Source organism: Pseudoxanthomonas putridarboris (assembly GCF_038321125.1).
GTDB classification, from domain to species: Bacteria; Pseudomonadota; Gammaproteobacteria; order Xanthomonadales; family Xanthomonadaceae; genus Pseudoxanthomonas_A; species Pseudoxanthomonas_A putridarboris.
The window spans coordinates 12,254-29,408 of the sequence record NZ_JBBWWT010000010.1 but is presented as its reverse complement, the minus strand read 5'-3'; the positions used below and the strand labels follow the sequence as shown (position 1 = coordinate 29,408).

At 67.7% G+C, this 17,155-nt stretch carries 14 protein-coding genes; 6 read left to right on the top strand and 8 right to left on the bottom strand.

What is annotated here, in order from left to right:
* Positions 1-14 precede the first annotated feature (14 nt).
* Positions 15-1,283 (bottom strand): serine hydroxymethyltransferase, encoded by a 1,269-nt coding sequence (glyA, locus tag AAD027_RS16355; protein WP_341727099.1) that lies wholly within the window; start codon positions 1,281-1,283, stop codon positions 15-17.
* Between the two features lie 148 nt (positions 1,284-1,431).
* Positions 1,432-1,899 (bottom strand): RcnB family protein, encoded by a 468-nt coding sequence (locus tag AAD027_RS16350; RefSeq protein WP_341727098.1) that lies wholly within the window; start codon positions 1,897-1,899, stop codon positions 1,432-1,434.
* Between the two features lie 217 nt (positions 1,900-2,116).
* Between AAD027_RS16350 and ettA the strand changes: the two genes are divergently transcribed.
* Entirely contained in the window at positions 2,117-3,781 is a 1,665-nt protein-coding gene (gene ettA / locus AAD027_RS16345; protein WP_341727097.1) for an energy-dependent translational throttle protein EttA, read from the top strand.
* A gap of 180 nt (positions 3,782-3,961) precedes the next feature.
* On the opposite strand, the gene AAD027_RS16340 is transcribed toward ettA, so the two are convergent.
* The gene (locus AAD027_RS16340; RefSeq protein ID WP_341727096.1) at positions 3,962-4,819 is read right to left on the bottom strand and encodes a DUF1444 domain-containing protein; all 858 of its coding nucleotides are present in this window, start codon (positions 4,817-4,819) and stop codon (positions 3,962-3,964) included.
* 732 nt (positions 4,820-5,551) lie between these two features.
* Between AAD027_RS16340 and AAD027_RS16335 the strand changes: the two genes are divergently transcribed.
* The gene (locus AAD027_RS16335; RefSeq protein ID WP_341727095.1) at positions 5,552-6,634 is read left to right on the top strand and encodes a methyl-accepting chemotaxis protein; all 1,083 of its coding nucleotides are present in this window, start codon (positions 5,552-5,554) and stop codon (positions 6,632-6,634) included.
* Positions 6,635-6,654: 20 nt separating this feature from the next.
* Here the strand turns inward: AAD027_RS16335 and AAD027_RS16330 are convergent, their stop codons facing one another.
* Positions 6,655-6,978: a Rieske (2Fe-2S) protein gene (locus AAD027_RS16330; protein ID WP_341727094.1), complete on the bottom strand. Its 324-nt coding sequence runs from the start codon at positions 6,976-6,978 to the stop codon at positions 6,655-6,657.
* A gap of 90 nt (positions 6,979-7,068) precedes the next feature.
* Here AAD027_RS16330 and AAD027_RS16325 point away from each other — a divergent pair, with 90 nt between their 5' ends.
* The 4 genes from AAD027_RS16325 to AAD027_RS16310 all read left to right on the top strand — a co-directional run bounded on the left by AAD027_RS16325 (position 7,069) and on the right by AAD027_RS16310 (position 10,256).
* Positions 7,069-7,344 carry a hypothetical protein gene (locus AAD027_RS16325; RefSeq protein ID WP_341727093.1) on the top strand — a complete coding sequence of 92 codons (276 nt, stop codon included), beginning with the start codon at positions 7,069-7,071 and terminating at the stop codon, positions 7,342-7,344.
* Between the two features lie 77 nt (positions 7,345-7,421).
* On the top strand, positions 7,422-8,129 hold the full coding sequence (locus tag AAD027_RS16320) for a fumarylacetoacetate hydrolase family protein (RefSeq protein ID WP_341727092.1): 708 nt from the start codon (positions 7,422-7,424) through the stop codon (positions 8,127-8,129).
* A gap of 209 nt (positions 8,130-8,338) precedes the next feature.
* Positions 8,339-8,740 (top strand): large-conductance mechanosensitive channel protein MscL, encoded by a 402-nt coding sequence (mscL, locus tag AAD027_RS16315; RefSeq protein ID WP_341727091.1) that lies wholly within the window; start codon positions 8,339-8,341, stop codon positions 8,738-8,740.
* A gap of 97 nt (positions 8,741-8,837) precedes the next feature.
* On the top strand, positions 8,838-10,256 hold the full coding sequence (locus tag AAD027_RS16310; protein ID WP_341727090.1) for a M28 family peptidase: 1,419 nt from the start codon (positions 8,838-8,840) through the stop codon (positions 10,254-10,256).
* Between the two features lie 765 nt (positions 10,257-11,021).
* On the opposite strand, the gene AAD027_RS16305 is transcribed toward AAD027_RS16310, so the two are convergent.
* The 4 genes from AAD027_RS16305 to AAD027_RS16290 all read right to left on the bottom strand — a co-directional run bounded on the left by AAD027_RS16305 (position 11,022) and on the right by AAD027_RS16290 (position 17,152).
* A complete protein-coding gene (locus AAD027_RS16305) occupies positions 11,022-11,861 on the bottom strand; it encodes a TrmH family RNA methyltransferase (RefSeq protein WP_425605482.1) in 840 nt (279 codons plus the stop codon).
* 1 nt (position 11,862) lies between these two features.
* Positions 11,863-13,356: an alanine/glycine:cation symporter family protein gene (locus AAD027_RS16300; protein ID WP_341727089.1), complete on the bottom strand. Its 1,494-nt coding sequence runs from the start codon at positions 13,354-13,356 to the stop codon at positions 11,863-11,865.
* Positions 13,357-13,464: 108 nt separating this feature from the next.
* Positions 13,465-14,022 carry a GNAT family N-acetyltransferase gene (locus AAD027_RS16295; protein WP_341727088.1) on the bottom strand — a complete coding sequence of 186 codons (558 nt, stop codon included), beginning with the start codon at positions 14,020-14,022 and terminating at the stop codon, positions 13,465-13,467.
* The gene (locus tag AAD027_RS16290) at positions 14,015-17,152 is read right to left on the bottom strand and encodes an efflux RND transporter permease subunit (RefSeq protein ID WP_341727087.1); all 3,138 of its coding nucleotides are present in this window, start codon (positions 17,150-17,152) and stop codon (positions 14,015-14,017) included. The genes AAD027_RS16295 and AAD027_RS16290 overlap by 8 nt, the downstream gene beginning before the upstream one ends.
* Between the last annotated feature and the right edge of the window lie 3 nt (positions 17,153-17,155).

Genomic DNA, 17,155 nt, shown 5'->3' with positions numbered 1-17,155 from the left:
CGTTCCCGCTTCCCTCAACCGTAAACCGGGAACTCCCGGCACTGCTTCGTGACGTTTTCACGGACGCCTGCGAGCACCTTCTCGTCGCTCGGGTTGTCCAGCACGTCGCAGATCCAGTTGGCCAGGGCCACGCAGTCCGCTTCCTTGTAGCCGCGGGTGGTGACCGCCGGGGTGCCGATGCGCAGGCCGGAGGTGACGAACGGTTTCTGCGGGTCGTTGGGCACGGCGTTCTTGTTGACCGTGATGTGCGCCTTGCCCAGCGCTTCCTCGGCCACCTTGCCGGTGATGCCCTTGCCGATCATGTCCACCAGCATCAGGTGATTCTCGGTGCCGCCGGAGACGATCTTGTAGCCGCGCGAGATGATCGTCCCGGCCATCGCCTGCGCGTTCTTCACCACCTGCTGCTGGTACTCGGTGAAGGCCGGCTCCAGCGCTTCCTTGAAGGCCACCGCCTTGGCGGCGATCACGTGCATTAGCGGGCCGCCCTGGATGCCGGGGAACACGATGCTCTGCAGCTTCTTGGCGATATCGTCGAACTGTTCGCCCGCGCCTTCCCTGCTGGCGACGATGATGCCGCCGCGCGGGCCGCGCAGGGTCTTGTGGGTGGTCGAGGTGACCACATGCGCATGCGGCAGCGGGTTGGGATACACGCCCGCGGCCACCAGGCCGGCCACGTGCGCCATGTCCACGAACAGCCAGGCGCCGACCTTGTCGGCGATGGCGCGGAAGCGCGCCCAGTCGATCTTCTGGGAATACGCGGAGAAACCGGCCACCACCATCTTCGGCTTGTGCTCCAGCGCCAGCTTCTCGACTTCGTCGTAGTCGATCAGGCCCTGGCCGTCCACGCCGTACTGCACGGCGTCGAAGAGCTTGCCCGAGGCGTTGACCTTGGCGCCGTGGGTCAGGTGGCCGCCGTGCGCCAGCGACATGCCGAGGATGGTGTCGCCCGGCTGCAGCAGCGCGAAGTAGACGGCCTGGTTGGCCTGCGAACCGGAGTGCGGCTGCACGTTGGCGTAGTCGGCGCCGAACAGCTGCTTCAGGCGGTCGATGGCCAGTTGCTCGGCCACGTCCACGTACTCGCAACCGCCGTAGTAGCGCTTGCCCGGATAGCCTTCGGCGTACTTGTTGGTCAACTGGCTGCCCTGCGCCTCCATCACCCGCGGGCTGGCGTAGTTCTCGCTGGCGATCAGCTCGACGTGATCCTCCTGCCGGCGCGCCTCGTCGGCGATGGCCTGGGCCAGTTCGGGATCGTAGGTTTCGATGCGGGCGTCGCGCGGGAACATCGGGTCTCCGGGGGCAAGGGCGGGGTCCCGGATTGTAGCCCGGCGGGCCGCCCGCCACGAATCCACCGCCCTCCCCCGCCTGTCCGGGGCATCCGGCAAGGGAAAAGCGCGCCGGAGCGCGCTTTTCGGGGTACCTGCCGATCCTGCCTCAGTGGTGGAGCAACAGGTCGGCGATGATGCCCGTGGCGATGGCGACCATCAGCAGGTTGCCGCGGTCGTCGCGCACCCAGTGGTAGCCGCGGGGCGGACGGCGCACGTGGTAATGGTTGTAGTCGTTCACCACGTAGACCGGGCCGCGGTAGTAGTCGTGGTAGCGCTGGCCCACGGCCCAGCGGTGGTACTGCGGGGCCGGGCGATAGACCACGCGCGGCGGCGGCGGCGGCGCATGGTAACGACGGTTGTCGTAATAGCGGTTGTCGCGACGGCCATCGTGGTAGCCGTAGCGGTAGGCCTGGCGCTGGTCGCGGCGGTCGTCGCGGCGGTCATGCCGATCATCGCGGCGGTCGTAGCGTCCACGGTCCCAGCCGCGGTCGTTCTCGCGCGCCAGCACGGGTGCGGTCACCGCGAAGGCGAGCACGGTGCAGGCCAGGCTCTGGAGCAGGCGTTTGCGGTTCATGGCGACTCCGTTTTCAAGTGGCACGTGAGTGAATGATGCGCATCGCATCTGAACCGATTCCGGCTGGAAAACGGTTACCGCGACACCGCCCGAAAGCGCTATGCCGGCGTTCAGCCAACGGCCGGCGATCCGGCTCCGGCTATAATGGCCGTCTTCCCTCTTTGCCCCTCGCCCTCCGTCGCCGGACCGGGCGCGGCCCTGTGCCACCGGAGCCCCCATGTCGCAATACATCTACACCATGAACGGCGTCAGCAAGATCGTGCCGCCGAAGCGCCAGATCATCAAGGACATCTCGCTGTCGTTCTTCCCCGGCGCCAAGATCGGCCTGCTGGGCCTGAACGGCGCGGGCAAGTCCACCGTGCTGAAGATCATGGCCGGCGTGGACACCGACTTCCAGGGCGAAGCCCGCCCGCAGCCCGGCATCAAGGTCGGCTACCTGGCGCAGGAACCCGAGCTGGACCCGACCAAGACCGTGCGCGAAGCCGTCGAGGAAGGCGTGGGCGAAGTGCTGCAGGCGCAGGCCGCGCTGGACAAGGTCTACGAGGCCTACGCCGAGGAAGGCGCCGACTTCGACAAGCTGGCCGCCGAGCAGCAGCGCCTGGAGGCCATTCTGGCCGCCGGCGACGCGCACATGGTGGAACAGCAGCTGGAAGTGGCCGCCGATGCGCTGCGCCTGCCGCCGTGGGACGCCATCGTCGGCAAGCTGTCCGGTGGCGAGAAGCGCCGCGTGGCGCTGTGCCGCCTGCTGCTGCAGAAGCCCGACATGCTGCTGCTCGACGAACCCACCAACCACCTGGACGCCGAGTCGGTGGAGTGGCTGGAACAGTTCCTGGCCCGCTACACCGGCACCGTGGTGGCAGTCACCCACGACCGCTACTTCCTCGACAATGCCGCCGAGTGGATCCTGGAACTGGACCGCGGCCGCGGCATCCCGTGGAAGGGCAACTACACCGACTGGCTGGTGCAGAAGGAAGAGCGCCTGAAGCAGGAAGACAACCAGGAGAAGGCGCGCCAGAAAGCGATCCAGAAGGAACTGGAATGGTCGCGGCAGAACGCCAAGGGCGGCCGCAGCAAGGGCAAGGCGCGCCTGGCCCGCCTGGACGAGCTGCAGTCGGTCGATTACCAGCGCCGCAACGAGACCAACGAGATCTTCATCCCGCCGGGCGAGCGCCTGGGCAACAGCGTCATCGAGTTCAAGAACGTCACCAAGAAGTTCGGCGACCGCCTGCTGATCGACGACCTGAGCTTCCTGGTACCGGCCGGCGCCATCGTCGGCATCATCGGCCCCAACGGCGCCGGCAAGTCCACGCTGTTCAAGATGATCACCGGCCAGGAAAAGCCCGACTCCGGCACCATCAGCATCGGCCCGACGGTCAAGCTGGCCTACGTGGACCAGAGCCGCGACAAGCTGGAAGGCAACCACAACGTGTTCCAGGAAGTCTCCGGCGGCCTGGACATCCTCAACATCAACGGGGTGGAAATCCAGTCGCGCGCCTACATCGGCCGCTTCAACTTCAAGGGCCAGGACCAGCAGAAGCTGGTGGGCACGTTGTCCGGCGGCGAGCGCGGCCGCCTGCACATGGCCAAGACGCTATTGCAGGGCGGCAACGTGCTGCTGCTCGACGAACCGTCCAACGACCTGGACATCGAAACCCTGCGCGCGCTGGAAGACGCATTGCTGGAATTCCCCGGCAACACCTTCGTCATCAGCCATGACCGCTGGTTCCTGGACCGCATCGCCACCCACATCCTCGCCTTCGAGGGCGACAGCCACGTGGAGTTCTTCCAGGGCAACTACCGCGAATACGAGGAAGACAAGAAGCGCCGCCTGGGCGCCGAAGGCGCGCAGCCCCACCGCCTGAGGTTCAAGGCACTCAAGTGACGCGATGGCCCGTGCGCCGCACGCGGGCCCGTCGGCGCCATCCCACGAAGAACGCCGGCCTTGCCGGCGTTCTTCGTTCTTCCCTCTCGTCCCAACCCCGCTTTCGTAGCCCGGGCAAGCGCAGCGCACCCGGGAACACCGCGCATGCCCCGGGTGCGCTGCGCTTGCCCAGCTACGGCACTACGCGAATACGTCCAGTCGGCTGTTCCTGTAAGTGAACAACTGGTCCGACAATCCATACGCCGATTGCGCGGCGATCTTCGCCGCCATGCCGCGCAGCGCCTCGACCGAGAGTGCGTCTCCGCTACCGCAGATCAACAGTTCATCGCGAGCCGCGATGGCGAAGACGGGCGCACCGTCCACGGGGGTGCGTTCGCGCCAATGGTCCAGCAACAACACCATGCAGGCGTCGTAGTTACGGTCCAGCCTGGCCGCATAGCGCCCGCCGCCGCCCTGGATCTCCAACTGCGGCAGGAATCGCTCCAGATTCTCCAGCGCCAAGACCCGCAACGCCGGCAGATCCAGGCCCAGCGACTCCATTCCGGAAGGCGACAGATAACTCATGCTGTCCGGCTTGTCCTCGATATAGACCAGCACCAGATCGCCGGCCAGTGGTTCGATGAGGAACTGCTTCTCGGGGTCGGCAACACCAGCCGCCGCGAGTTGCGCCACGGCGGTCTGGTGCCAGGCCGTGGTCTTCACCAGCGGCAGCAGCGTATTCCTGTCCGGTGGCGTGGGCTGCGCGACGGCCGACATCGACTTCAGCGCTTCTTCCAATTGCTCCTCCAGCAGCGACTGCAATGCCTCAGGCTGCTGCTGGTAACGGCTATACCAGTTGCCCATGAACTGGTCGGCCACGACGCCATTGGCATCCTTCCAGCTCACGCGGGTACGGCCGGCGGAATCGTCCTTCTGCACACTGACCTTGATGTCCGGATACCGCGAACGGACCAGGGAGGCGTAGCGCTCGGCATACTCATGCGCAGTAACGGGATGCTGCGATGCCTTTCGGCCAAAAAGCTTTCCAAACAGGGACATCGCGATCTTTCAATCTCCTGGGAGGGATATGAACCATTGGCCGAATAAACCTGTCCGTACAGGACATCCGTCCCCGCAGCGATCGCCATCCCGGCACAGGCCGGGGTCCAACGACTTCAGGCTCTTCGCACCAACCCAGAAAACGCCGGCACAGGCCGGCGTTTTTCTTTCCGCCTGTCCCGGTATCGACCAGGTTCCCCCCGCTCACGGTCGCGACTCGCGTCGCTCCCACATCGAAGGATTCCCGGGCGCGGTGGCCTGCGGCAAACCGGGACTCCGCTGGCCTGCAAAAGCTGATTCAACTCCCTTGTGGGAGCGACGTGAGTCGCGACCGGAAAATCAAGGAAACGAAAGCGCATGGATCGAACCGGACAGCGCCCGCAAAGCCGTTCCCGCTTTAATCCGCTGTTTCCGCATTGATCCGCGTCCGATTGCTTTTTTCGCCATTCGGTCGCGACTCACGTCGCTCCCACATGGGCATCCTCCGTCCTGACGGCCTGGCAGCCATGATCGGGATAACCCTTCCGCTTCGGGTTTCGGTTCCTGGCCGTCGCCGCTGCGATTCTTCACCGACGCGCGGACTGCGCCCCCTTCTGGGGCGAAACCGCACCGTTCCGGTGCCGATTAAAGTCCTCCGCCACCGCGCCGATAGCGCCTCAACAACCCCAGCCATCCGCATCGCAACGGCGGCATGGCTCACAACGCAGTCCGCCCTCACCCCACGGGAGCGCAATGAACGCAATTGCCGCAGCCAACGCCGTCGATGCCGGCATCGACGACCATATCCGGTCCGTGTCCGGGCTTTCGGATTCGCTGCTCAAGCAATTGCGGCAGTCGCTGCAACGCATCGACGAGATCAACCGCATCACCCGCATCATCTCGATGAACGCGCGCATCGAGGCCGTGCGCATCGGCGCGGCCGGGCGCAGCTTCGGGGTGATCGCCGAGGAGATGGACACGCTGTCGCACCGGGTCAGCGACACCTCGCAGGACATCGACCGCATGGCCGGGCGCACCAGCACCGAACTGCGCGAGCGCCTGGACCAGTTGCAGAACGACGTGCGGCGCACGCGCCTGACCGACCTGGCGCTGGCCAACATCGACCTGATCGACCGCAACCTGTACGAACGCAGCTGCGACGTACGCTGGTGGGCCACCGACGGCGCGATGGTCGCGGCGGCGCAGGACCCGCAGCCGGCCGCATTGGCGCACGCCAGCCAGCGGCTGGGCCAGATACTGGATTCCTACACCGTCTACTTCGACCTGGTGCTGGCCGACCTGCACGGCGACGTGCTGGCCAACGGCCGCCCGCGCCAGTACCGCTCCGCCGGGCAGTCGGTGGCCGGGCAGGAGTGGTTCCAGAGCGCCATGCGCACGCACAGCGGCGAGGAGTTCGGCTTCCAGTCGATGCACGCCAGCCCGCTGGCCGGCGGCGAGCGCGTGCTGGTCTATTCCTGCACGGTGCGCGAAGGCGGACGCGTGCAGGGCCGTCCGCTGGGCGTGCTGGGCATCGTGTTCCGCTGGGACGCGCTGGCGCAGACCATCGTCGAGCGCACGCCGCTGTCCGAGGCCGAATGGTGCCGCAGCCGGGTCTGCATCGTCGATGGCCAGGGCCATGTGCTGGCCGACTCGGCGGGCGCGTCGGAGGCGGGACAGGTGGAGTTTCCCGGCCGGGAGGCATTGTTCGCGAAGCCGCGCGGCGCCATGGAAGAGATGCACGAACAGCATCCGCACTGCATCGCGCAGGCCACCTCGCCCGGTTACGAGACCTACCGCACCGGCTGGCACTGCGTGATCCTGCAGGCCATCGGCTGACCGGCAGGCCCGCGCATCGCTCAGGCCAGCCACACCTCACCATCGCGGACCTGCACCGGCACGGCCTTCAGCGCATCGCCCCGGCATGGACCGGCCACGCAGTCGCCGCGCACCAGTTCGAAGGATGCGCCATGGGCGGCGCAGACCAGGTGCCCGTCCTTGCTCTTCAGGAACTGGCCCGGCGCCCAGTCCAGCCGGCGGCCGGCGTGCGGGCAGATGTTGAGCCAGGCCCTGACGCCCGCGCTGTCGCGGTAGAGGATCAACGACTCGGCATCGTCGCCGATCATGGCTTCCATCTCTACGAAACCGCCTTCCGCCAGGTCATTCAGTGCAATCAGTCTCATCGGATTTAACGAAGTTCTCACACTGTCATCTGGCTGTCACCCGATACTGCGCGCACCGGCCTTCGCCGCATTCTGTCACGACGCCCCACCATGTACGCACGCCACTTCCAGTTCAACGCCTTCCGCAACGTGTTTGCCCCGCGCAAGCCGCGCCATCCGTTGCTGCGGTTCGCGCTGGGCCTGCTGGGCGTGCTGCTGCTGGGCGTGCTGGTGTTCTTCAGCGTGTTCGTGGGCGCGGCGATGATCGCCGCCGGGCTGGTCTACAAGCTGGTGCGCCAGCGCGGCAAGCCGATGGCGCGCGACGGGCGCGTGGTCGATGGCGAATATCGCGTGGTGCGCAAGCCGGTGCTGCCGCTGTCGCGCTGAACCGATTAGGCCGATAGCGCCGCCAGGCCCTAAACTCGACGGCCGTTCCACACGCCTCCGGCCCCGGGCCGGCCGCCATGACCGACCTGATCCCCGCCCCGCCGATCCCGCGCGTGCCCGTCCGTGGCGGCGCCACTTTCCCGGTCCGCCGCATCTTCTGCGTGGGCCGCAACTTCGCCGACCACGCGCGTGAAATGGGCGCCGCCGCACCCGCTTCGAAGGCCGAGCGCGGCACGCCGGTGTTCTTCCACAAGCCCGCCGACGCCATCGTCACCGGCAACGCCGACGTGCCCTACCCGCCCGGCACGAACGACCTGCACCACGAAGTGGAACTGGTGGCCGCGCTGGGCCGGGACGCACCCGCCGGCGTGTTGTCGCGCGAACAGGCGCAGGCGCTGGTGATCGCCTACGGCGTGGGCCTGGACCTGACCCGCCGCGACCTGCAGGGCGCGGCCAAGGCCAAGGGCCTGCCCTGGGACACCGGCAAGGGCTTCGATCATTCCGCGCCGATCAGCGAACTGGTGCCGGCCACGCAGGTGGCGGACCTCGACGCCCGCACGCTGACCCTGACCGTCAACGGCGACGTCCGCCAGCACGGCACGCTGGCCGACCTGATCTGGGACGTGCCCGACATCCTGCACGAGTTGTCGAAACTGTATGCGTTGAAGGCCGGCGACCTGGTCTTCATGGGCACGCCCGCCGGCGTGGCCGCGCTGGCGCCGGGCGACGCCTTCGTGGCGTCGCTGGATGGCGTGGTGGAACTGAGCGGGCGCATCGTCGCCTGATCGCCGCCTTCCGTCGCCCGACCTCTCCCCATTATTGTAGGAGCGCCCCATGGGCGCGATGCCTTTAGGCCGACGGTAAAAAAAGCATCGCGCCCATGGGGCGCTCCTACAACGGCGAATCCGGCGGAGCGGCAGGGAGGCGGAGCGGCAGAGCAGCGGGTATAGTCTGCCCGCACGGCGAGTCGGCGCCGGAACACGGAGACATCTGCATGGGCATGGTCAGCGAGTTCAAGGAATTCATTTCGCGCGGCAACGTGGTGGACCTGGCGGTCGGTGTGGTCATCGGCGCCGCGTTCGGCAAGATCGTCAGCAGCCTGGTCGACGGCATCGTGATGCCCCTGGTCGGTCTGGCGACGGGTGGCGTGAAATTCGGCGACCTGGCGGTGACGCTGCGCGAGGCGCAGGTGGACGCCGCCGGCACGGAGATCGCGCCGGCGCTGCTGCTGAACTACGGTGCGTTCCTGCAGACGCTGATCGACTTCCTGATCATCGCCTTCGCCATCTTCGTGTTCCTGAAGGCGTACAACCGCGTGCGCGCGCCGGCACCCGAAGCCGCCACCCCGGAAGACATCGTGCTGCTGCGCGAGATCCGCGACTCGCTTAGAAAATAACGGCACGCTGCATTCGAAAAACGTCAACGCGGACAAGGGAAACACGGGGCCGCGGGCTGCTAAGCTCGCGGCTTCGCTTTTTTCCTTGGGACACCTCATGCGCCTTGCTCCGCCGTTGCTTGCACTGAACGTCCTCGCCCTGACCCTCGCCCTGCCCGCCCTCGCCGCCGAACGCGAGACCCGCATCCCCGACGCGGCGCTGGCCACCGCCGCCACGCTGCGCGAGCAGGCGCTGGCCGACGACACCGGCTGGAAGGTGGTCGAGTCGCTGACCACCGAGGTCGGCCCACGCCTGGCCGGCAGCGAAGCCGATGCCAAGGCCGTGGCGTGGGCGCAGGCGAAGTTCAAGGCGCTGGGCTTCGACAAGGTGTGGCTGGAGCCGGTGACCTTCCCCAAGTGGGAGCGCCGCAGCGAGAGCGCCGCCGTGCTCGGCGCGCACGCGCAGCCGCTGACCGTCACCGCGCTGGGCGGCAGTCCCGCTGGCACGGTGGAGGCCGAGATCGTGCGCTTCACCGACCTCGCCGCGCTTGAAGCCGCGCCGGAAGGTTCGCTGGCCGGCAAGATCGCCTTCATCGACTACCAGATGAAGGCCGCGCGCGACGGCAGCGACTACCGCAACGGCGGCGCGATCCGCTCGAAGGGCCCATCGGCGGCGATCCGCAAGGGCGCCATCGCCTTCCTGATGCGCTCGGCGGGCACCGACCACCACCGCGTCGCGCACACCGGCCTCACCCGCTTCGACGACGGCCTGACGCCGGTGCCGTCGGCATCGCTGACGATCCCCGATGCCGACCAGCTGGCGCGGCTGCTGGCGCGCGGACCCGTGCGCGTGAAGCTGGCGCTGGACTGCGGCTGGGACGGCGAATACACCTCGCAGAACGTCATCGGCGAGATCACCGGGCGCAGCCTGCCGAAGGACGTCGTGGTCATCGGGGCCCACCTGGATTCGTGGGACCTGGGCACCGGCGCGATCGACGATGGCGCCGGCATCGGCATCACCATGGCCGCCGGCCACCTGATCGGTCAGTTGAAGCAGGCGCCCAAGCGCACCATCCGGGTGATCGCCTTCGCCAACGAGGAGCAGGGCCTGCTTGGCGGCAAGGCGTATGCCGAGAAGCATCTGGCCGACATCGCCCGCCACCAGATCGCCGCCGAAAGCGACTTCGGCGCCGGCCGCATCTACGCCTTCAACACCGGCGCGCCCGATTACGCGCGCAAGGCCACCGAACAGATCGCGCAGGCGCTGGCGCCGCTGGGCATCGAATATGCGCCCGGCGAGGGCGGCGCCGGCCCGGACATCAGCCCGTTCGCCGCCAAGGGCCTGGCCTGGGCGTGGCTGGCGCAGGACGGCAGCGACTACTTCCACCTGCACCACAACGCCGACGACACCCTGGACAAGATCGACCCGGCCGCGCTGGCGCAGAACGTGGCGGCGTATGCGGTGTTCGCCTATCTCGCGGCGGAGGCGGATGGCGATTTCGGCAGCCGGTTGAAGGAACAAGACACGGACGAATAAACACCGTTCGGAGCATGGGTGTAGGAGCGGCTTCAGCCGCGACCGGGATGCTCGGAAAAGCGTCGGGGCTGAAGCCCCTCCTACAGATGGGCCTGTCGCGGTCGCCGAGTTCACCCACTTCATCGTTCGACCGGAAAGCCGCAAGCCGATCTCACACGGCATTCTTTTCTGTAGGAGCGGCTTCAGCCGCGACCGGGATACTGAGAAAGACGTCGGGGCTAAAGCCCCTCCTACAGATGGGCCTGTCGCGGTCGCCGAGTTCACCCATTCCATCGCTCGACCGGAAAGCCGCAAGCCGATCTCACACGGCATTCTTTCTGTAGGAGCGGCTTCAGCCGCGACCGGAATGCTCGGAAAAGCGTCGGGGCTGAAGCCCCTCCTACAGATGGGCCTGTCGCGGTCGCCGAGTCCACCCACTACATCGCCCGGCCGGAAAGCCGCAAGCCGATCTCACACGGCATTCTTTTCTGTAGGAGCGGCTTTAGCCGCGACCGGAATGCTCGGAAAAGCGTCGGGGCTGAAGCCCCTCCTACAAGATGGACTATCGCAGCCGCCGAGTTCGTGCACTCGGTCGCTCGACCGCAAGCCGCAAGCCGGTCTCACGCGGCAGCATTCTTTTCTGTGGGAGCGACTTCAGCCGCGACCGGGATGTCTGGGAATGCGTCGGGGCTGGTTTTCAACAGCCGAATGACTGGGTCAGCCCTCCTGCAAAGAAGCGGCAAGGAATGGGCGCGTTGCGACGCGCTTGAATGCAGCGACGCCTTCTTATCGCGCGGCGCGCCACTGCGCCAGGAACACCGCCGTCGCCGCGGCCACGTTGAGGCTCTCCACCGCGCCGGTGCCGGGGATGGACAGGCGCTGGTCGCAGGCGGCGGCCAGGCGCGTATCCATGCCTTCGCCTTCGGCGCCCATCACGTAGACCAGCCGTTGCGGCAGCGATGCGGCGAACAGGTCGTCGCCACCGCGCACGACGGTGGCGGCCAGGGTGAAACCCGCGCCGCGCAACTGGGCGATCGCGTTCTCGGGATTGCCCATGCGCACCAGCGGCACCTGTTCGGCGCCGCCTTCGGCCACGCGTGCGGCCGCGCCCGACAGCGCCAGCGTGGAATCGCGCGGCAGCAGGATGCCGGCCACGCCGAAGTGCGCCGCCGAGCGCAGGATGGCGCCGAAGTTGTGCGGGTTGCCCACGCCGTCCAGCCACAATGCCGCGACCGGTTGCCGTTCGGGCAATGCACGCAGCCAGTCGGCCACCGGCAGCGGCTCGGCCTTCAGCACGTCGGCGACGACGCCCTCGTGGTGGGTGCTGGCGGCGAGCCGATCCAGGTCGCCTTCCTCGACCACGCGATAGCCGACGCGCTGCTTCACGCACCACGCCAGCAGCGATTTCAATGCGGGGATGCGCGATTCGACCAGGTAGAGCTTGCGGATGGCTTCCGGCCGGTGCGCGAACACCGCTTGCACGGCATTGAGGCCATACAGGCGCAGCTCATCGCGCGAACCGCCGGCGGGACGTTCCTCGTGCGGCGCCGGCGCACGCGACGGCCGCCGGCGGTCCGGGCGATCGCCCGGTGGACGCGGCGGACGGGTGTTCCAGGGATTGCCCACGTCAGTCCCGTTTCGTCTTCCAGAAATCCGCGTTGCGGATGCCCAGCGCCTCGGGATCGAATATCGGATCCAGGCCCAGCTTCTTCTGCCGCTCGTAGTCGCGCAGCGCGATCAGCGCCGGCTTCTGCAGCAGGAAGATCGCGATGATGTTGAGCCAGGCCATCAGGCCCACGCCGATGTCGCCCAGCGTCCACGCCATCTCCGCGGTGCGGACCGTTCCGTAGATCGTCATTCCGACGATGCCCAAACGCAGCACCAGCGTCGCCAGCGGCCGCACCTTGTGGCCGTTGACGTAGGTGAGGTTGGTTTCGGCCATGTAGTAGTAGGCCATGATCGTGGTGAAGGCGAAGAAGAACAGCGCCGCCGCCACGAAGCCCGCGCCCCAGCCCGGCAGCACCGACTCGATGCCCGCCTGGGCGAAGCCCGCGCCTGCGGCAACGCCCGGCAAGGCCTCCTGCAGCACTGCGCCGTCGGGCATGACCACGTTGTACATGCCGGTCGACAGCACCAGGAATGCGGTCGCGGTGCACACCAGCATGGTGTCGAAGTAGATCGCCCAGGCCTGCACGTAGCCCTGCTTGGCCGGGTGCGAGACTTCCGCCGCCGCCGCCGCGTGCGGGCCGGTGCCCTGGCCGGCCTCGTTGGCGTAGATGCCGCGCTTGACGCCCCATTCGATCGCAAGCCCGAGCATCGCGCCGAAGCCCGCATGCAGGCCGAACGCGCTTTCGAAGATGGTCTTGAACATGGTCGGCACGAAATCGATGTTCAGCAGCATCACCAACACCGCCATCAGGATGTAGCCGATGGCCATGAACGGCACCACGACCTCGGCGACCAGCGCGATGCGCTTGAGGCCGCCGAAGATGATCGCCGCCAGCAACAGGCCGACCGAGATGCCGATGCCCAGCTTGAACGCGAATGCCGTGTCCATGCCCAGCCACTGGCCGGTCAGGTCCGGGCAGATCGTGGTGCTGTTGCAGAAGTTGGTGGCGCTGTCGGCGATGGCGTTGGCCTGCACGCCCGGCATCAGGAAGCCGGTGGCGACGATGGTCGCCAGCGCGAACGCCCACGCGTACCACTTCAGCCCCAGGCCCTTCTCGATGTAGTAGGCCGGGCCGCCGCGGTAGCGCCCCTCGTTGTCCTTTTCCTTGTAGATCTGCGCCAGCGTGCACTCGATGTAGGAAGTCGACGCGCCCAGGAAGCCCATCACCCACATCCAGAACACCGCGCCCGGCCCGCCGAAGGCGATGGCGGTGGCCACGCCGGCGATGTTGCCGATACCGATGCGCCCGGACATCGACAGCGCCAGCGCCTGGAACGAGGACACGCCCGCATCCGAGCTGTGTCCCGAGAACGTCAGCCGGGTCATCTCGACGAAGCCGCGCACCTGCATGAAGCGGGTACGGATCGAGAACCACAGGCCCGCGCCAAGACACAGCGCGATCAGCGCCTTGCTCCAGATGATGCTGTTCAACCAGACGAAAAGGGCTTCCACGGGACGATGTCTCCGGCCTGAGATACGGGTGATGGGAACGGACGCATGTCCGCGGCGGTGCGTACAAGATAACCCGCAACCGGGCCGCCGCGTACCGCCCGCCCGGGATCAGCCGGCGCCCGGCGCGATCCTGGCGAACAGCCTCAGGTCGTGGATCCGGCCCTGCTTGACCACCGCCGCGCGCATCCGTCCTTCCTCGACGAAGCCGTTCTTCTGCAGCACCCGTGCCGAACCGTGATTGAAATCCAGCACGGTGGCCTGCAGGCGATACAGGTCCAGCGCCCGCATGACCCAAGGCGTGAACAGGCCGACGATCCGGGTCATGTGCCCGCGTCCCCAATGCGCCTGGCCGAGCCAGTAACCCAGCTCGGCGCCATGGGCGCGTTCCCCCTGTCCGGGACGCGCGCCGATGCCGCCGCAGGCTTCGCCGTCGATGACGATGGCGAACACCGGTCCGTCCAGGTCCACGACCTCGCCGGACAGGAAACGCTCGCCGTCCTGGCGGGTGTAAGGATGCGGGAAGCGGTCGCTGAGCCCGTGCGGCACCCGCGGATCGTCCGCATGGCGCAACAGGGCGTCCAGGTCGTCCCGCCGCCAGGCGCGCAGCAGGAACCCTTCCCCCTGAAGACGGACGCCGGCGAACGGGCGCCCGCCGGCCTCAGCCATGGCCGCCCACGGCCGGCGTTTCCGACTCCAGCTTCTCCAACTCGTGCGCCACCGCCTCGGGCGACTTCGTGAACGGCGCCAGCAACGCATAGAACGCCGGCACCACGTACAGCGACAGCAGCGTGGAGAACGCCACGCCGAAGATCACCACCACGCCGATGGTGGCGCGGCTGGCCGAACCGGGACCGCCCGCGGCCACCAGCGGCACCGCGCCCATCACCGTGGCCACCGACGTCATCAGGATCGGGCGCAGGCGCACCTTGGCCGATTCGGCGATAGCGCGCGCCACGCTCATGCCCTCGTCGCGCAGCTGGTTGGCGAACTCGACGATCAGGATGCCGTTCTTGGCCGCCAGGCCGATCAGCATCACGATGCCGATCTGGCTGAAGAGGTTCAGCGTGCCGCCGGTGACCCACAGGCCGATCAGCGCGCCCAGCACCGCCAGCGGCACCGTCAGCATGATCACCAGCGGATGGATGAAGCTCTCGAACTGCGCCGCCAGCACCAGGTACACGATCAACAGCGCCAGGGTGAAGGTCAGCAGGATGGCGCCGCCGGCGCGCAGGTACTCGCGCGATTCGCCCTTCCAGTCGATCTGCGCATGGTCGGGCAACTCCTCGGCCACCACCTGCCGCGTCCATTCGATGGCCTCGCCCATGGTGTAGCCCGGCGCCAACCCGGCGCTGATGGTGATCGCGCGCAGGCGGTTGAAGCGGTTGAAGCTGCCCGGTTCGGCGACCTCGCTCAGCGCCACCAGGTTGGACAACGGGATCAACTGGTCGCCCGCGCCGCGCACGTAGGTGTTGGTCAGGTCCTCCGGCGAGCCGCGCTTCTCGCGGTCGGCCTGCAGCACGACGTAGTACTCCTCGCCGTTGTCGACGAAGGTGGTGACCCGGCGCGAGCCCATCATGGTCTCCAGCGTGCGGCCGATTTCCTGCACCGATACGCCCAGGTCGGCGGCGCGGTTGCGGTCGATGTTCACGCGCATCTGCGGGCGGGTTTCCTTGTAGTCCGTATCCGCGCCGAACAGGCCGGGATTCTGCTCGATGCGCCGAAGCACGCGGTCGCGCCACTCGGCCAGTTCCGCATAGTCCGGGCCGCCCAGCACCAGTTGGTAGGGCTGGCCACGGCCGCCGCTGAGCAGGCCCGACGGCACCTGCGGCCGCGCCTGGATGCCGGGCAGCGTGTCCAGTTCGCCGCGCAGCATCGTCACCACCTCGTCGGTGCTGACCTCGCGCTTGTGCCAGTCCTGCAGGAACACCACGATGTTGCCGTTGTGCATGTCGGCGCCGGCGCCCCAGCCGCCCGGCACGCGCGAATTCGCGCGCTGGATCGGCTTGTCCTCGCCGATCTGCGCGCCGACGATCCGCTCGACCTGCTGTATCTGCTGCACCGTGTAGTCGAAGCCGGCGCCCTCCGGTCCCTGGATGGAGATGAAGAAACGGCCGCGGTCCTCGGCCGGGGCCAGTTCGCTGGGCACGCGCAGGCCCAGCACCACCACCATGGCCATGCACACGGCCATGGCGGCCAGCATCAGCGCCAGGATGCGCTTGCCGGGCAACCCGACCAGCCGCGTCACCTGGCGGCCGTAGCCCTCGCTGACGCGGGCGAGCACGCGGTTGGTCCAGGCGTTGAAGCCCTTGGGCTCGGTATGCGGGCGCACCAACTTGGACGACATCATCGGCGTCAGCGTCAGCGCCACGAAAGCGGAGATGGCGACCGCGGCCGCCAACGCCACCGACAGCTCGCGGAACAACCGCCCGGCGTTGCCTTCCATGAAGCCCACCGGCAGGAACACCGCAACAAGCACCGCGGTGGTCGCGATCACCGCGAACGCCACCTGCGCAGTGCCGCGCCGCGCCGCGACCAGCGGCGGTTCGCCCAGGTCGGCGCGGCGCTGGATGTTCTCCAGCACCACGATGGCGTCGTCGACCACCAGGCCGATGCACAGCACCAGCGCAAGCAGCGTGAGCAGGTTGATGGTGAAACCGAATGCGTACAGCGCGATGAACGAGGCCACCAGGCAGACCGGCACGGTCACCGCCGGGATCAGCGCCGCGCGCAGGCTGCCCAGGAACAGCCAGATGACCAGGAACACCAGCACCAGCGCTTCGACCAGGGTCCAGTAGACGCGCTGCACCGAGGCCTCGATGAACACCGTGCTGTCGAACGCGACGAAGATCTCCGTGCCCTCCGGCAGGGTCGGCGCGATCCGTTCGGCCTCGGCGCGCGCGGCGCGCGCCACGTCCAGCGCATTGGCGGTGGACGTGCGCACGATGCCCAGGCCCACGTTGGGCACGCCGTTGCTGCGCAGGTAGGAGCGGCGCTCTTCCGGCCCCAGTTCGGCACGGCCCACGTCGCCCAGCCGCACCACGTAGCCGTCGCTGCCCTTGCCCAGCGGGATCGCCTCGAACTGCTCGGGCTGCTGGTAGCCGCGCTCCACGCGCAGGGTGAAGTCGCGCGACTCCGATTCGATGCTGCCGGCGGGCAGTTCCACGTTCTCGCGGCGCATCGCGTCCTCGACGTCGCCGACGGTGATGCCGCGCGCGGCCATCGCGTCGCGGTCCAGCCAGATGCGCATAGCGTAGCGCTGGCCGCCGCCCAGCTGCACGCGCGCCACGCCGTCCAGCGCCGACAGCCGGTCGACGATGTAGCGGTCGGCGTAGTCGGTCAGCTGCAGCGTGTCCAGCTTGGTCGAACGCATGTTCAACCAGACGATGACTTCGGCGTCGGCCTCTACCTTGGCGACCTCCGGCGGGTCCGCCTCTTCGGGCATGCGGTTCAATACCCGGCTGACCGCGTCGCGCACGTCGTTGGCGGCGGCCTCGATGTCGCGGTTGAGGTTGAATTCGATGGTGACGTCGGAGCGGTTGTTGCGGCTCTGCGACTGGATCGTGTTGATGCCCTCGATGCCCGACAGCGCATCCTCGAGGATCTGGGTCACGCGCGTCTCGACCACCGCCGCCGAAGCGCCCGGATAGGTCACCTGCACCGAAACGATCGGCGGATCGATGTTGGGCAGCTCGCGCAGGGTCAGGCGCATGAACGACATCGCGCCCAGCACGATCAGCAGCAGGCTCATCACCACGGCCAGCACCGGCCGCTTGATCGAAATGTCGGACAGCTTCATGGC

Bases quoted from the DNA above. Each gene is read 5' to 3' on its own strand.
- ettA (WP_341727097.1), top strand. From the start codon at position 2,117: ATGTCGCAATACATCTACACCATGAACGGCGTCAGCAAGATCGTGCCG.
- mscL (WP_341727091.1), top strand. From the start codon at position 8,339: ATGGGCATGGTCAGCGAGTTCAAGGAATTCATTTCGCGCGGCAACGTG.
- AAD027_RS16330 (WP_341727094.1), bottom strand. From the start codon at position 6,978: ATGAGACTGATTGCACTGAATGACCTGGCGGAAGGCGGTTTCGTAGAG.
- glyA (WP_341727099.1), bottom strand. From the start codon at position 1,283: ATGTTCCCGCGCGACGCCCGCATCGAAACCTACGATCCCGAACTGGCC.
- AAD027_RS16310 (WP_341727090.1), top strand. From the start codon at position 8,838: ATGCGCCTTGCTCCGCCGTTGCTTGCACTGAACGTCCTCGCCCTGACC.
- AAD027_RS16335 (WP_341727095.1), top strand. From the start codon at position 5,552: ATGAACGCAATTGCCGCAGCCAACGCCGTCGATGCCGGCATCGACGAC.
- AAD027_RS16320 (WP_341727092.1), top strand. From the start codon at position 7,422: ATGACCGACCTGATCCCCGCCCCGCCGATCCCGCGCGTGCCCGTCCGT.
- AAD027_RS16290 (WP_341727087.1), bottom strand. From the start codon at position 17,152: ATGAAGCTGTCCGACATTTCGATCAAGCGGCCGGTGCTGGCCGTGGTG.
- AAD027_RS16350 (WP_341727098.1), bottom strand. From the start codon at position 1,899: ATGAACCGCAAACGCCTGCTCCAGAGCCTGGCCTGCACCGTGCTCGCC.
- AAD027_RS16325 (WP_341727093.1), top strand. From the start codon at position 7,069: ATGTACGCACGCCACTTCCAGTTCAACGCCTTCCGCAACGTGTTTGCC.
- AAD027_RS16295 (WP_341727088.1), bottom strand. From the start codon at position 14,022: ATGGCTGAGGCCGGCGGGCGCCCGTTCGCCGGCGTCCGTCTTCAGGGG.
- AAD027_RS16340 (WP_341727096.1), bottom strand. From the start codon at position 4,819: ATGTCCCTGTTTGGAAAGCTTTTTGGCCGAAAGGCATCGCAGCATCCC.